This is a genomic window from Kitasatospora sp. NPDC096204 (assembly GCF_044763205.1).
In the GTDB taxonomy this organism is placed as follows: Bacteria; Actinomycetota; Actinomycetes; order Streptomycetales; family Streptomycetaceae; genus Kitasatospora.
On the sequence record NZ_JBIWFT010000001.1, the window covers coordinates 319,419 to 334,025 of the forward strand.

At 75.4% G+C, this 14,607-nt stretch carries 9 protein-coding genes; 1 reads left to right on the forward strand and 8 read right to left on the reverse strand.

Annotated elements, in window-relative coordinates; translation table 11 throughout:
- Positions 1 to 20 precede the first annotated feature (20 nt).
- Positions 21 to 1,151: a nucleotide disphospho-sugar-binding domain-containing protein gene (locus ACIQ87_RS01085; RefSeq protein WP_402399644.1), complete on the forward strand. Its 1,131-nt coding sequence runs from the start codon at positions 21 to 23 to the stop codon at positions 1,149 to 1,151.
- 62 nt (positions 1,152 to 1,213) lie between these two features.
- Here ACIQ87_RS01085 and ACIQ87_RS01090 read toward each other — a convergent pair whose 3' ends face one another.
- From ACIQ87_RS01090 to ACIQ87_RS01125, 8 genes are all read right to left on the reverse strand, one after another.
- Positions 1,214 to 2,647, reverse strand: coding sequence for a DUF6519 domain-containing protein (locus tag ACIQ87_RS01090; RefSeq protein WP_402399647.1), 1,434 nt, complete (start codon positions 2,645 to 2,647; stop codon positions 1,214 to 1,216).
- Between the two features lie 103 nt (positions 2,648 to 2,750).
- Positions 2,751 to 4,982 carry a hypothetical protein gene (locus ACIQ87_RS01095; protein ID WP_402399650.1) on the reverse strand — a complete coding sequence of 744 codons (2,232 nt, stop codon included), beginning with the start codon at positions 4,980 to 4,982 and terminating at the stop codon, positions 2,751 to 2,753.
- Positions 4,979 to 8,743, reverse strand: coding sequence for a putative baseplate assembly protein (locus ACIQ87_RS01100; RefSeq protein WP_402399653.1), 3,765 nt, complete (start codon positions 8,741 to 8,743; stop codon positions 4,979 to 4,981). The genes ACIQ87_RS01095 and ACIQ87_RS01100 overlap by 4 nt, the downstream gene beginning before the upstream one ends.
- Positions 8,740 to 12,051, reverse strand: a complete 3,312-nt coding sequence (locus tag ACIQ87_RS01105) for a putative baseplate assembly protein (protein ID WP_402399656.1) — start codon at positions 12,049 to 12,051, stop codon at positions 8,740 to 8,742. Before ACIQ87_RS01105 ends, ACIQ87_RS01100 begins: the two co-directional genes overlap by 4 nt.
- The gene (locus tag ACIQ87_RS01110; protein WP_402399995.1) at positions 12,048 to 12,386 is read right to left on the reverse strand and encodes a GPW/gp25 family protein; all 339 of its coding nucleotides are present in this window, start codon (positions 12,384 to 12,386) and stop codon (positions 12,048 to 12,050) included. The genes ACIQ87_RS01105 and ACIQ87_RS01110 overlap by 4 nt, the downstream gene beginning before the upstream one ends.
- Before the next feature lie 167 nt (positions 12,387 to 12,553).
- A complete protein-coding gene (locus ACIQ87_RS01115) occupies positions 12,554 to 12,886 on the reverse strand; it encodes a hypothetical protein (RefSeq protein ID WP_392870837.1) in 333 nt (110 codons plus the stop codon).
- A 14-nt stretch (positions 12,887 to 12,900) separates the two neighbouring features.
- Positions 12,901 to 13,410, reverse strand: a complete 510-nt coding sequence (locus ACIQ87_RS01120) for a phage baseplate assembly protein V (protein ID WP_402399660.1) — start codon at positions 13,408 to 13,410, stop codon at positions 12,901 to 12,903.
- Positions 13,411 to 13,485: 75 nt separating this feature from the next.
- Positions 13,486 to 14,580 (reverse strand): hypothetical protein, encoded by a 1,095-nt coding sequence (locus ACIQ87_RS01125; protein WP_402399998.1) that lies wholly within the window; start codon positions 14,578 to 14,580, stop codon positions 13,486 to 13,488.
- Positions 14,581 to 14,607: the final 27 nt, after the last annotated feature.

A 14,607-nucleotide genomic window follows, 5' to 3' on the forward strand; every position in this document is an offset into this window, starting at 1 on the left:
CCCACGACCGAGGTTCCTCCATGCGTGTACTGTTCGCCGGCGTCCCCGGCATCGGCCACCTCTTCCCGCTGGTCCCGCTCGCCAGGGCGATGCGCGAACTCGGCCACGAGGTCGCGGTGGCCTCGATGGACGGTGGCGAGGCCGTCGCCGGCGCCGGGATGCCGTACCTGCCCATCGCGCCCGGGGTCGACTGGCGCAAGGTGATCAGGGAGGCCGGCCGCACCCGTCGGCCCGACCTGATGCAACGGGTGGTCGAGAGCAACTCGGCCGACCGCGAGGCGTTCGTCCCGCTGGCCGCCCACGTCAACAGCGACGTGGCCGACGCGGTGGTCGAGCTCGCCACCCGGTGGCGACCGGACCTGGTGGTGTACGACTACCAGTTCCCGGTGGCCCTGCTCGCGGCGACCCGCCTCGGCGTGCCGGCCGTCCAGCACGACCTGGGGTTCGTCCGAACCCCGAAGCTGCGCGCGCTGATGCTCGCGGAGATGGCGGACACCTTCGCCCGGCACGGGATCGACCGGCTGCCCGAGCCCGCGGACGTCATCGACCTCGCGCCCCCGAGCATGGCCGGCGACGAACGGTACGGCCGCTCGATGCGGCCCGTCTCCTACAACGGCGAGGACGGCCTCCCCGCCCACCTGGCCGTGCCCGCCGACCGCCCGCGCGTGGCGGTGACGCTGGGCACCGTCCCGCCCAAGACGGACGGCCTGACCAGGCTGGAGCGGGTGATCGCGGCGGCCGCCGACATCGACGCCGAGTTCGTGCTCGCCACCGGCGACCTCGACCTCGGCACGCTCGACACCCTGCCCGACAACGTCCGCGCCTGCGGCTGGGTCCCGTGGCGGGCACTGCTGGACACCTGCTCCGCCGCCATCCACCACGGCGGCGGCAGCACCGCCCTCGGCGCCCTGGACGCCGGCATCCCGCAACTCGTCCTCCCCGACGGCTCCGACCGCTTCGTCAACGCCGACGCGGTCCAGGCCAGGGGCGCCGGCCTGCGCGCCGCCGCCGAGGACATCGGCCCGGCCCTCCTCGACCGGCTGCTCACCGACGCCGACCTCACCCGGGCCGCGCGCGAGGTCAGCACCGAGATCGCGGCCATGCCGTCGCCGACCACCGTCGCGGAACACCTCACCCGCCTCGCCGTCTGACCCGGCCCGGCGGTGGAGCCGTCCGCACGGTAGGCACTGCCGTGCGGACGGCGGCCGACCGCTCAGGCCTCGCTCGCGGCGGGGGCCGTCAGCGGGTCGAAGGTCTGCCGGAGGTCGACGACCGTGGTCGGGCCCTTCACCCAGGCGAGCGGGGCGTGGTGCACCCGGACGCCGGCCGGGGGCTGGAGCAGGGCCTCGCCGGCCGTGTTCTGCGGCCACTCCACCGAGCCGGTGGCCGTCCGGGCCGGGACGAGCCAGTAGTCGCCGCGGGTGTACGCGCCGCCCGGCCGGAAGTACACCTGGGCGCCGTCCTCCAGGTCCAGCCAGGCGCCCTCCTGGATCCGCAGGGCGCCGCCGACCAGCGGCAGGGCGTCCCGGCCGCGGGCCGCCCGGTGGTCCCAGCGGCGCAGGAAGGGGTGGCGCTCGGCCAGCCGCCCGACCTCGGGGCCAGGCTCGGCGGACAGCCGTACCCGTCGGCCCGGCAGGTCGGTCTCCTCGACCTGGAGCAGGTCCGCCGGCTCGTCGCGGCTGACGTACGCGCTGTCCCCGACCTCGACCCAGTCGCCCACCGAGAGACCGAGCTTGTCGTCGTCGCCCAGCGTCGTGAGGTCGACCCAGACGCCCTCGATCGAGGCGACCGGAAGGACGACCGAGCCGTTCTCCCGGGACCACTTGAACGTGGCGCAGCCCTCGGCGGAGCCGCCCTGGTGGACCTCCACCCGGTACAGCTGGTTCTCCGGGCCCCGGTAGGCGTCCTCGGGGCGGGCCAGGCACGGGTCCTCGTTCGCCCGTTCCGGCCGCCGGGCGCGCGCGGCCAGCCAGGAGGCGGGCCGCTCGTGCGGTTCGGCCCACGCGTCGAAGGCCTCCCGGACCCGGGACACCCCGCCGTCCGGCACGCTCAACTCCGAGGCGGGCAGGGCGAGTACCTGCCAGACGACCTTGGCCCGGGCCGCCGTGTCGGGCATCGCCGCGCCGAGCGCGACCTCGCGGATCTCCGGGTCCTCGACCGCGGTGACGCTGCGCTCCCAGACCTTCAGGTAGACCAGGAACGGGAAGTCGCCGGGCAGCCGGTCGCCGGGGCGCTCCTCGTCCCGGTAGGCGTCCGGCTGGTCCCAGTACGTCCAGACGGCGGGCGCCTGCCGGGCCTCGCCGTCGCCGCCGCCGGTGCCGCCCCAGTCGCCGTCGTCGGGCACGGCGAGGCCCTCCTCGGGGCGGTAGGACTCGCACAGGATGCCGTCCACGTAGTACCGGCCGCCGCCGATGGTGAGGTCGTCGACGTCGTGGTTGCCCGGCACGTAGCCGATCGCGAACCCGGCCGCCGCGGCCGGCCCGCCGCGACGGCCGATCAGGTCGGCGGCGAGCGTGCGCAGCTGGTAGCGCTCGATCGCGGCCTGCTCGTTGGCGTCGGCGTCGAGCTGGACCCGGCCCTGCTGGGTCAGCACGGCGGAATAGTGCTTGCCGGGCCGGAACGTCAGGCGCGAGAAGTCTGCGTGCACGGTTTCCCTCTCACAGTCAATGGTCGAGCGCAGTCGATGGTCGGGCGGGAGTGGCTGGGCGGGAGTGGCTGGACGGGAGCGGTCGGGCGTCAGGAGACGAACGTCAGGAGACGAAGAAGATCCCGGCGTCGGTGCCGGCCGGGGTGTACTCGGCCAGCCGCGCCCGCAGGTTGTCCTCGCGCTGGGGCTGGAACAGGTCGTGGAAGGCGCCGAGTTCGGAGCGGTCCTCGGCGCCGCGGGTGATCTCCGGCGCGCACCCGGCGGCCAGCCGGCCGTAGTCGGGCGTGCCGTAGCGGAGGCTGGTGAACAGCGGGCGGACCCGCTGGGCCTCCACGTCGCGCAGCCGGGCGGCCTGCGCCGGGTGCAGCTCGCCGCGCTCGACCAGCCCGGTCACCGCCGAGCGCGCCAGGTCGGGCTGGCACTCGTAGCGGCGCGGGGTGCGCGAGCCCGGGGGGACGTAGCAGAACCGCAGGCAGCCGAGCGAGCGGCGGGCCACCCGCAGCAGCCCGGTGAAGACGCAGTCCTCGGCGAGCGGCACCGCGTGGGTGTGCACCTCGCCGACCACCGTGGAGCGGTGGGCGTGCAGCAGCGCGTGGGCGTGCTCGCAGTCGGGCCCGGAGAGCGCCGGCCGCCGGTGCCCGGTGGCGTCCAGGATGCTGTCGCTGAGGTGGATCTCCAGCGGGTCGTCGTCCACCTCGTCGCCGACGACCTGGATCGAGCCCAGGATGCTGCGCTCGATCCGGACGCAGGCCGTGGTGTGGTCCAGCACGAGGCTGGGTTCCTGCGGCGAGTGCGGTTCGCAGTGCGGCTCCAGCGACCAGCCCGGCACCAGGGTGCAGTGCCGCAGGGTGACGGAGGCGAGCGGCCCGGTGACGTTGACCCCGCGGCCGGTGACCAGCAGGCCGTCCAGGACCAGCCGCCCGCCCGGGCTGACGCCCCGGACGTTGAGCGCGTCCGGCCGGTTGCTGTACCAGTCGAGCAGCCGGATCACCGGCCGGGCGCCCTCGGCGGCGCGCAGTTCCAGACGGTCGTCGGCCTCCAGGTCGAAGTCCAGCTGTTCCTGGTAGGCGCCGCTGTGGGTGATCTCGATGACGGCGGCGCCGCCCGCGCCGCCGTCCTGCTGGTCGGCGCGCCACTGCTGGTAGGCGTCGTTGATCCGCTCGTACGGCCCGCCGGGGCCGACCCGGTAGACCGTGCGGTCCCGGGCCTGCGGGCGGTCGCGCGGGTACTCCCCGCCGCCGGTGTCGTCGCCGAACGCGTAGTGGTAGTCGACCCAGACGCCGCGGCGCGGGGCGGAGCGGGCGCCGAAGGCGATCCGGCCGAGCACCGGGTCGACGGCGACCTGGCCGCGCTTGGGCCGGTACGCCCAGTCGGTCAGGTCGGCCACCGTGATCTCGGCGGGCGGGACCGGCTCCTGGGCGCCGTCGCGCCAGATGGCGAAGCTCTTGCCGGGCCCGTAGTAGTCGGCCGGGCGCTCGGCCAGCTGCCGGCGCCGGATCGGTGCCGGCACGTTGTCGAGCGCCGCGAGGTGGGTGGCAGACGGCTCCGGCTCGGGCCGGGTGACCAGCGGGGCGTCGTTCCCGAGGACCGAGAACGTGAAGAGGTTCCTGGCCCGGTCGATGCAGTAGGCCGGCGCCCGGGTGACCGGGTACGGCTTCAGCCGCCACACGTACAGGGCGACACCGGCCGGTGTGCGGCCGCCCTGGCGGCGGGCGGAGGCGGCGCGGCGGACGTCGACGGTGTGCGCCTGCCCGTCGAAGGGCCCGCCGAGCAGGTCCAGCTCGGCGCCGCGCCGCACGTCGACCAGCCGGCCCCGGCCCAGCCGCCGGCGGTCGGCCGGCTCCTCGTCCGGGCGCAGCAGCCGCACCGGCTGGGTTTCGCCGAGCAGCCGGGAGAGTTCCACGGCGCGGGCCGGCCAGTCGGCGACCGAGGCGGAGAGTTCCTCCAGCAGGGCCAGGGTGCCCTTGCGCCGGCGGTAGGCGACGGTGTTCGCGACGTCGCGCCGCGGCGCCAGCCGGGCGGCGAGCCGGTCGCGGGCCGCCGCCCGCTCGGGGGAGGCGCCGCCGTGCAGCCCGGTGGCGAGCACCTCCTCGTAGCCGGGCAGGATCCGGTAGCCGACCAGGTCGCCGAGGTAGGCGACGGCCCAGTCGGCGGCGGTCTCCACGAACCAGTCCCGGTAGCCCTGGTCGATGCCGCCGCGGACGACGTCGACCTGCTCGGCGATGACGGCCAGCAGGGCGCGCAGCGGCTCGCCCGCGTCGGCGTCCCGCATCCGGTGCCACTGCGGCAGCAGCTCCAGCAGTCCGTCCGGGTCCCGCCCGCTCGGGTCGGTCATGAGCGGACCTCCTTGAGGATCAACGTGTCGGGCAGATTCGGTGACAGCATGGCGAGTTGGGCCGGGCGGATGCCGCGGAACACCGTCAGCACCCGGCCGGGCGGCAGCGGGCGGGTGTCGGTGACGTCCGGGTTGAGGCGCAGCAGCTCCGCGACCGGGATGCCGTTGCGGGCGGCGATGTCGGTGAGGGACTCCCCGGCCGGGTCCTTCACCCGGTAGCGCTGCTCCTCGAAGCGGGCGAGCCGGGCCGGGACGGTCGGCTGCGGCTGGGCGAGCAGGTCGGACAGCCGCTCCAGGCCCTCCGGGGTGAGGCTGCCGGGCACGCCCGTGAAGACGTCGACGTCGACCCGGTCCACGCCGGGGACGGCCTGGGCGACGGCGAGGACCTCGGACTGGTGGGCGCTCTGGCCGAGTTGGCGTCCGGCGTAGCCGAGGCGGTCGAGCAGGGCGCCGCGCAGCGCCGGTTCGACGAGGTCCCAGGAGTGGTCCGGGTCGACCTTCACGCTCAGGGCGACGACCAGCAGGACGAGTTCGCGCAGCGCGACCTCGACCGGCAGCCTCGGGTCGCCGTACGCGGTGAGCGAGGAGTGCAGGGTGCGGATCAGGTCGGAGTCGGCGGTGAGCGGGATGTCGTCCACCCCGGCCACCGTGACGTGGACGAGCTCCCGCCGGCCGTCCGAGAGCCGGGTGGCGCCGGCCCGCCCGATCCCGGCCCGGGAGCGGGTGAAGTCCTCGTAGTCGGTGACCGAGACCAGCCGGTCCAGGGCGGTGACGGCGAGCGGGATGTTGCGCCGGGCGAGGCCGGGGCCGTCCGGGCCGGCGCCGCCGGTGGCGGGCAGCGGGTTGACGACGGCGGAGACGCCGAGCGGGCGGGTGGTGAGCTGGGTGATCCGGCCGGCGCCGACGTTGCCCGCCTCGCCGATGCCGATCCGGTAGCGGGCGCGGACGTTCTCCCGGCCGGTGGGCAGGCGCGAACCGTGCACGCCGTCGCCGAAGGTGACGGTGGTGCGGCCGTCGCTCGCGGTCGCGGTGACGTAGACCCGTTCGTCCGGGCCGCGCCCGGCGAGGCTGTCGACCTCGTGCCAGCGCACCCCGTCGACCCGGACCTCCAGGGTGTTCTGCGCGCCCCTGGGGGTGTCGGCGGCCAGCCAGGTGAGCGGCGACTGCCAGAGGGCGAAGCGCTGGCCGGGGACACCGGCGTCGCCGCTGCCGATGGCCTCGTCGCGGGTGGCGCCCTGGGTGGCGCGCACCACGTTGCCGAGGACCTGGACGGTGTCGCGCCGGTAGCGGTAGGCGAGGCGGGCGCTGAGCGTGATCGTGGTGCGGACGGTGTCCCCGGGCAGCCGCGGGTCGACGCCCTGCTCGACGCCGGCGATCATGGCGAGTTCGGTGCCCAGCACGCCGGTGGTGTTCGGGATGTCGGTCCGCTCGCCGCCGACCGCGATCCACCGCCCCGGGGTCAACCCGTCGTAGAGCCGGGCGAGTTCGATCCGGTCGCCGTGGACCTCCTCGGTGACGGGCTCGTCGGCGAGCCGCAGCGACTCGCCGCGGGCGTAGACGGTGGCGTCCCTGATGTCCGAGAGCTGGGTGTCCTTGTCGTCCAACCAGGGCTGCTGCAGGGAGAGTTCGGTCACCTTGCCGGTGATGCCGAAGTCGGCGCGGGAGATCACCCGCACGTCGGTCACCCGGGTGATGACCTCGGCGAGGTCGCGGCTGCCCGGGATGCCTCCGTCGAGGCCCTTGCGCGGGCGCTGGACGACCACCCAACTGCCGGGCGCGATCTGGTCGTACACGGCGTCGAGGGTGAGGACCGTACCGGAGACCGGCTGCAGCTTGGTGGTGAACACGACCTCGACCGCCGGCGCCGACTGGTCGGTGCCGACGTAGCGGTGCACCCGGACGTTCAGCTCGCCGGACTCGCCGGTCTTCTCCTGGCCCGGGTCGAGCAGGTAGTCGAGCGCGGCGCCGGGACCGCCGTCGACCGTCACGTGGACGCGGTTGTCGGCCCGCGGGCGGGAGATGAAGACGGCGCGTTCCGGCAGCTTCGCCAGGAACCGGGCGCTGACCCCGGGTTCGTCGTCCGGGGCGGGCACGGCGGTGCGCAGGTGCGGTGGCGGAGGCGGCGGCTCGGTGGTGACCACCTGGACCTGCCCGGGGCCGAACGGGAAGGTGTGGTCCCAGGGCAGCGAGATGCCGCTGTGCACCAGGCTGCCGGCCTCGACGTACGTGAAGTCGGCGGTCTTCGGGACGGTTCCGGTGGTGTCGAAGGTGACCCGGACGCCGATCAGCGTGCTGCCGGCGAGCGGCCAGTCCACGTAGCGGTCGATCCGGCCGTCGTCGCCGTAGACGGGCTTGAGCGGCGCGGTGGCGCCGAACGGGGTGGCGACCACCCGCATCGCCTGGATCTCGTGCACGGCGAGCGGCGCCGTCAGGTCGACCTGCCGCCAGGCGGGGTAGAGGCCGTCGCGCAGCCGGGGGTCGAGCGCGGACAGCAGCTGGGCGCCGAGGTCCGATCCCGGCGCGAAGAGGCGCTGGGGGTCGCGGGTGAGGTCCCGGGAGCTGAGCGGCGGCCTGGTCGGGGCGGTGCGCAGCGCCGCCAGCAGCGAGCCGAGACCGCGGACGGCCGGGTCGGCGGCCCCGGAGCCGCCCGGGCCGGGCGTGGGCCGCTCCGGTGCCTGCGGCGGCTCCAGCTGGTGGGCGCGGTCCCGCAGGCCGTCCAGTTCGTCGCCGAGGCGGCCGAACCAGTCGGCCACCGGCTGCTGGGACCGGGCCAGTTCGGCCGCCTCGGCCGCCCGGGCGGTCACCGGGACGAGCCGGTCGGCGAAGTCCGCCGGGGTGCTCAGCGGACCGGTCGGCAGGTCGAGGTCGGCGCGCAGCGGGGCCAGCACCTGCTCGTCGAAGTCCCGGATGATCCGGCTGCGCCCGGGCCGGGGGTTCGGGGCGTTCTCGGAGACGGTGATCCAGTCCGCCAGTTCGGCGCGCAGGTCCTTGAGGGTGCGCAGGTCCCGGGGCAGGCCGATCACCGTGACGTCGTTCTCGCGGTCGATCCGCACCTCGGGCACCAGCCGCAGCACCCGGTGGACCGGGTCGGCGGCCCGGTCGGCGCTGAAGACGAACAGCAGCCGGTCGCCGGGCCTGATGTTGTTGGCGGTGCCGGCGGCGAACAGTTCGGCGCGTCCGCCGGGGTTCAGCTGGCCGGGCGTCAGCTGGTACGGGCGGCGGCGCAGTACGGCCAGTTCGTTCCAGGCGGAGCGGGCGGGCAGGTCCTCGGCGGTCTCGAAGGACTGCGGGTCCTCGCCGGGGCCGGGGACGCTCTGGCTGCGGGCGCCGCGCGGGACGACCACGGTCGGGTCCTCGGCGGCCCGCGGGTCGTGGTCGAGCGTGTAGGCGAGGTAGGTGTCGGCGGCCACGCCGGGCCGGGGCCGGTGGCCGACCAGCCGGCCGAGCAGGGTGAGCGAGTCCTCCTCGGTGGCGGTGCGCAGGTAGCCCTCGTTGGCGATCCGCTCCGAGTAGAAGGTGAGCACGTCGGCGAGCACGGCCCAGGAGTCCAGCAGGGCGATCGCCGGGTCGTCCGGGGTGCGGACAGTCAGGTCGCGCAGCGCCGGGTAGGCGGGGCCGGACAGCCGGGCGAGCAGGCTGTCGAGGAACTCCCCGTAGCGGCCGACGCGGTAGCCGACGGCGTCCAGCCCGGGCGGGTTGAACAGCGGGGCCGGGGTCGCGGTGGCGGTGCCCGAGCAGCCGCAGGTGCACTGGCCGGTCATCGGCCACCTCCGATCACGATCGAGAGCCGGCCGTTCTCCGGCCGGTCGGGGTCGTTGTCGCAAGCGGCGACCTCCAGCGCGCCGAGCCGCAGCAGCCCGTCCGCCAGCTCGCCGTCGTCCCGCCCGAACTGCCGCCGCAACCTGGTGACCTGAGCGCTGACCACGCCCGGTACGGCGGCGGCCGCGGCCACCAGCCGGGAGACCCGCACCGGGTCGCCGAAGCCCAGCGCGTCCGGGTGGAAGAATCCGACGCGGCCGTCCGGCAGCGCGCGGCTGCCCAGCACCCGGCGCAACTCGGCCAGGACGTGGCCGCGTTGGTGGCCGGCGGCGGCGCAGATCCGCAGTTCGAGGTCGATCGGTACCAGCACGGCCGGGCGGACCACCAGGTCGTGGCCGATCCGCCGGTAGGCCTCCAGGCCGTCCCCGACCGCCTCCAGCAGGGCGGGGTCGGCCGTGGCCTGCCCGTACGGCTCCACGGCGACGTGGACCTCCTGGACGCTGCCGGTCCAGCGCAGTTCGGCGGCGGCCCGCCGGACGCCCGGCAGGGCGGCGGCCAGCTCCGCGTAGTCCGCGGCCGTGACGGCGCGCAGCCGGGTGTGGCTCAGCGCGAGCGGGGCCGACTGCCGTACCTGGTCGAGCGGTTCGGGCTCGACGCCGCCGGTCGCGGGCAGCGGGTTGCGGACCCGCAGCACCGCGTCCTTCGGCCGGGCGGCGGGGACGCTCCCCGTCGGGCAGGGCGGCTCGTCCTGACAGACCACCAGGCGGTTGATGGCCTCCGCGCCCACGTTCCCGGCCGTGCCGTTGCCGATCCGGTACGCGACCCGCAGCAGCGCGCCGGGCGCGGGCGGCAGGCCGTGGCGGCCGTCGCCGAAGCGCAGCGCGAGGCGGCCGTCGTCCTCGGGCTCGCCCACGAAGTGCCGCTCCCGCGGGCCGTCGGCGAGCAGGTCCCGGCGGGGCGTCCACTCCTGGCCGTCGACGGCGGCCCGGACGGCGGGCAGCGCGGCGCGCGGGTCCTGGACGGCGATGCCGCTCGCCGGGCCGGCCAGCGCGGGGGAGTCGGCGGCGAGCCCGGAGGCGTACCGGGCGCCCCAGCTCTGGGCCACCTCCCAGACGCCGGAGCGCCGCAGCACCCCGCCGGCGCGGGCGCGCGCGGTGAGTACCTCCAGGCGGCGCAGCTTGGCGGCGAGCAGTCGGCCGCGGCGGGCCAGCAGCTCGCGCAGGCCGGCGGCGGGCCGGTCGGCGAGGCGCAGCGCGTGCACCACCTGGGCGCCGAACAGCACGGTCAGCTCGGCGAGTTCGGCGCGGGAGAGGTCGTGGCCGCGGCTCGCCCGGTGCCACAGCTCCTCCAGCCGCTGCCGGACCCGTTCGGGGATGCCGGCGAGCAGGGCGGCCTGCCGGGCGCAAACGTGCGCCAGGTCCGGGTAGGCGGCCGCCTGGGTGACCGGGGCGTGGCGCAGCACCGGGAGGAAGGGCTGCGGCAGGACGGGGTAGCGGGTCTGGTCGAGCAGCGTCTCCAGCGCCGCCGCCTGGGCGTCGGCGGTGGGCGGCTCGACCTCGGCCCCCTGGCCGTCCTCGCCCTCCGCGCCGGCGCCCGGCGCCAGGTGGATGCCCAGCCCGGCCCGCCGTACCGCCGGCTCGCCGAGCAGCGCGTACAGCTCGCGGACCTGCTCCGGGCCGAGCTGGCGGCCGGCCCGGGTCCGGTCGAGCAGCCCGTGGACGGCCTCCGCCGCGGGGCTGCCCTCGGTGCGGTCCGCGCAGCCGCAGCCGCAGCCGTCCGGTTCGCAGGGCGCGACCCGGACCGGCTCCGGCGGCACCGTGAAGGTCTCCGGGGCCCCGCCGCAGAACGTGAGGGAGCGGCCGTGGTCGACCAGGGCGACGTTGCCGCGGGCGACGCTCACGTCGGCGATCGGGCCGCAGTCGCTCCCGCCGCGGGTGGACAGGCAGACCGGGAAGACGAGCGCGTCCTCCGGCGCCCAGGTGACCTCGACGACGGGCTGCTCGTACAGCTCGTCGACCAGGTGGGTGACGGAGGTGAGGCGGACGGCCTGGCGGTGCGCGGGGTCGGCGTCGGCGGCGACGCCGGTGCGCGGGCCGAGCACCTCCTCGACGACCAGCAGGTCGCCGGGGCGCAGCGCCAGGTGCCGGGTGCGGTGCCGCGGCCGGGCGGCGTCGGGGCGGTCGCGGCGCCGCTCGGCGTCGGGGCGGTCGCCGTGCCGTTCGGCCTCGGGGTGGTCGCGGTGCCGGTCGTCGTGCCAGTCGTCGCGCAGGGTGGCGGAGGTCGCGCCCGCGGGCAGGACGCAGTCCTGGTCGCCCCAGGTCCAGAACCGGATGGTGTTGTGCGCGGGGTGCAGCACCAGGTCCGCCCCGCCGAGCGGTTCGAACACCTCGACGGCGGCGGTCCGGGCGAGCGTGTCCAGCTCCTCGTCCGGGATCACCGTGGACGGCTGCGGGCGTTCCTGCGGTCCGAGCCGGCTGACGTCGACGGCGGCGAAGCGGAAGGTGCCGTGCCGCAGGGTGAGGTGGCGGTCCGTCTCCAGCGCGACGAACGCCCGGGCGTTGCAGCCGTCGTGCACGGCGTAGTCGATCAGCCGGACGTGCCGGCGCACCGACACCCGGCGGCGGGCGGTGTCGAGGTAGGCCTCGGTGGCCACCGCGTCCTGCTGGTAGGAGAGTTGGTCGGCGGTGTAGGCGAGCAGCTCGACCAGCGTGACGCCGAGGTCGGGCAGGTGCCGCTCGGTCCAGCCGGGGGTGGTGAGGCTCATCCGGTCCAGCACCAGCCGCCGCAGGCTCTCGTAGTCGCGGGCGGTGTAGTCGATGACCGGGGCCGGCCGGTGGGAGGGCGGGCAGCTCTCCTCGGTGCGGCAGTCGTAGGGGGAGGGGCAGTCGGCGCCGAAGGAGAAGTCGGTGCTCGCGTACCTCGGGTCGAAGCCCGGGTACGGGCGGGTGCCCGGGCGGCCGTAGGCGTCCGCCTCGACCACGGTCAGCCGGTAGCGGGAGGTGTCGCCGGCCCGGTCGAGGGTGACGAGCATCCGGTCGTCCAGCTCCGGGTCGTCCGCGCGCTCGATGTCGACCGCGAGGGCGCGCAGGCCGGTGATCCGCCGGCCGCCGTCGACGCGGATGTTCTCCGGGCCGAGCTCGTCCGGCGCGCGGCCGAGGAAGGTCACGCTCAGGGTGCGCCCGTCGTCGTCCGGCTCGGCGCCGTCCAGGCCCAGCAGCCGGGCCGCGCGCACGTCGGCGCGACGCCGTTCGGTCCCGCACCGGACCGCCGGGCGTGAGGGCTGCCCGGTCACTTCGGATCGGCCGGTCATGCCGCCACCCCGCCCTCGAACACGTCCTGCCGCTGCGAACCGGTCAGGCGCACGACGTACGCCAGCTCGACCCGCACCACGTTGTCCTCGCTCTCCACGTCGAGCGAGACGACCTCGATCACGTCGCCGAGCCACCGCTGCAGCGCCGCCTGGACGGACATCTGCAGGGTGGCGGCCAGCTCCGGGCTGTTCGGCGCGAAGACCAGGTCGAGCAGCCCGCAGCCGAAGTCGGGGTGCATGACCCGCTCGCCGGGGCTGGTGAACAGCAACTGCTCGATCAGGTCCCGCACGTGGTCGTCGTACCCGGCCTCGGCGGTGCGCCCGCGGCTGTCGATCCGGAACGGGAACGCGAGGTCCGTCCGGGCGGGGCCGGGCGGCGGACTCGCCGGCTCGGCGGTGCGCGTGGCCGGGCCGTCGTGCCCGCCGTGCGCGGCGTTCCCGGCCTGGCCGGCGTTCCCGGAGTGGCCGGGGTTCCCGCCGTGCGTGGCGTGCCGTGTGATGCTCATACCCCCTCCGCCCGCTGTTGGACGACGGTCACGATCGGCGGCCCCTGCGGGACCTGTTCGGCGCTCTGGCACAGCCCGACGGCGGACCGCGGCAGGGCGGGGGAGCCGTTCACCCGGATCCGGGCGGACGGCACCACCCAGTGGATCGTGACGCAGGGCTGCGGTTTGCCGGCCACCGTGAACGGACAGCCGGTCACGGTGTACGGGTCGGCCGTACTGGTGACGGCCTGGCCGGCGACCAGCACCCGGGCCTGGGCGGGCCGGGCCGTCGCCTGGGCGCCGTGCGGGCAGGTCACCGTCGCGTTGACGTGCAGCAGATTTCCGGGCACGAGTCTCTCCCCCGTCAGGTCACGCTCAGGGCGTCCTGGTTGATGGAAACGGTGGCGCCGACGAGCGAGATCGAGGCGCCCTGGCCGTTGCTGATCTGGATGCCCGAGTCGTTGATCACGATCGAGGCCCCGCTCGGGGTGCGGAGGGTGATCCCCGTGGTCGGATCGTCGGACAGGATGATCACCCGCCGTCCCGAGGTCTCCAGCACCGCGTTCGGCGCTCCCGGCGGGCCCGTCCTCGCCTCCACCGGGACCTCCGAGGCGGAGCCGTACCAGCAGCCCGTCCAGATCGGGTAGCTCTGGTCGCCCTGCTCGAACTCCAGCCACACGCCCGCCCCGACCGGCGGAACGGCGTAGTGCCCCATGCCCTGGCCGGCCACCGGGAAGCACGGCATCGCCCAGGTCGACACGGCGTCGCCCAGCACGTCGGGCACCTGCGCCTGGATGCGGCCGATCCCGAGCGGGTCGACGTTGTTCACCACCGTTCCCCGGAACTTGCCGAGGTAGCGGGTCGGTTCGGCCATGCTGGCAACTCCTGGCAGTCGGTCGGGACAGCGGTGGGGCGGCTGTGGGACGGCTGGGGCGCGGCTGTGGGACGGCTACGGGACGACGGTCGGCTGGAGGGCGATCAGGCCCTCGCGGGCCAGCGTGAAGTTCTGGGTGTACGAGCCGCGTTTGAGGTTGTGGGTGGCGCTCTTGACGAAGTACAGCCCGTCGTAGGTGAGCCCGGCGCCGCGCACTCCGACCAGCTCGCGCGGCCGCAGGACGTGGCCGTACCGCACGACGTCGAGCTGGCCGGAGCCCGAGACGGCGTCCGCCGACTGCATCGCCTGGGCGATGGTCTCGGCGACGGCCTGGGAGGTGTCCTTCTTGGCGGTGTCGGCGATGACCTTCTTCTTCAGCGCCGGCGCGGGCCTGAGCGCGAGCGGCGGGCGCAGGATGCTGACCTCCGGCACCGGCAGGATCGAGGAGACCTTGGTCGCGGGCAGCTGGATGCGGGCCTCCGGCTCCTCGCGGGCGGTCCCGTCGAGGGCGAAGGTGAGCTGGTCGACGTTGGACAGCCCGTCCATGTTCACGTTCAGCGCGGGCTGCGGGACGCCGAGCCGGTTCTCCGGCCCCCAGTAGGCGCGGCTCACCCCGGGGGCCGGCCCGGGGTCGAGGTAGAACACGTAGCCGTTGGCCTTCGCCAGCTCGTTGACGTACCCGAGGTCGGTGCCCTTCTGGAAGTCGATCCGCCGGGTGGGCATCGGCGTCTGCGGCACCAGCTCGGGGATGACCAGCGGAACGATGCCGTACTGCCCGTACTTTCCGATGATCGCGGCGACCCGGGCCGCCGGGGACATCGCCGGGAACGGCACGCCGGCCTGCTCCTCCAGGTCCATCAGCACCGTCAGGTCCTCGCCGGTGACGGTGAGCGTGGACTGGCCGGGCTGGTTGCTGATGCCGACCTCCTGGCGGATGATCACACCGTCCATCAGCACGGTCGGGGTGCCCGAGACGATCACCATCAGCACGACCCTGATCTTCGGATCGAAGAAGCCGCCCGGCAGCAGCGCGGTGTTGATCAGCCCCCGCTTCGACAGGTCGAAGGCCAGCTGGAACCCGCTGCGCTGCCCGGACGCCACCGTGACCTGCGCCGACAGCAGGGCGTCCGTCACCGGCTGCGGCACCGGCACCGGGATCTGCGGGCCCATCAGCAGGGTGAGGTGGATCGACCCGAC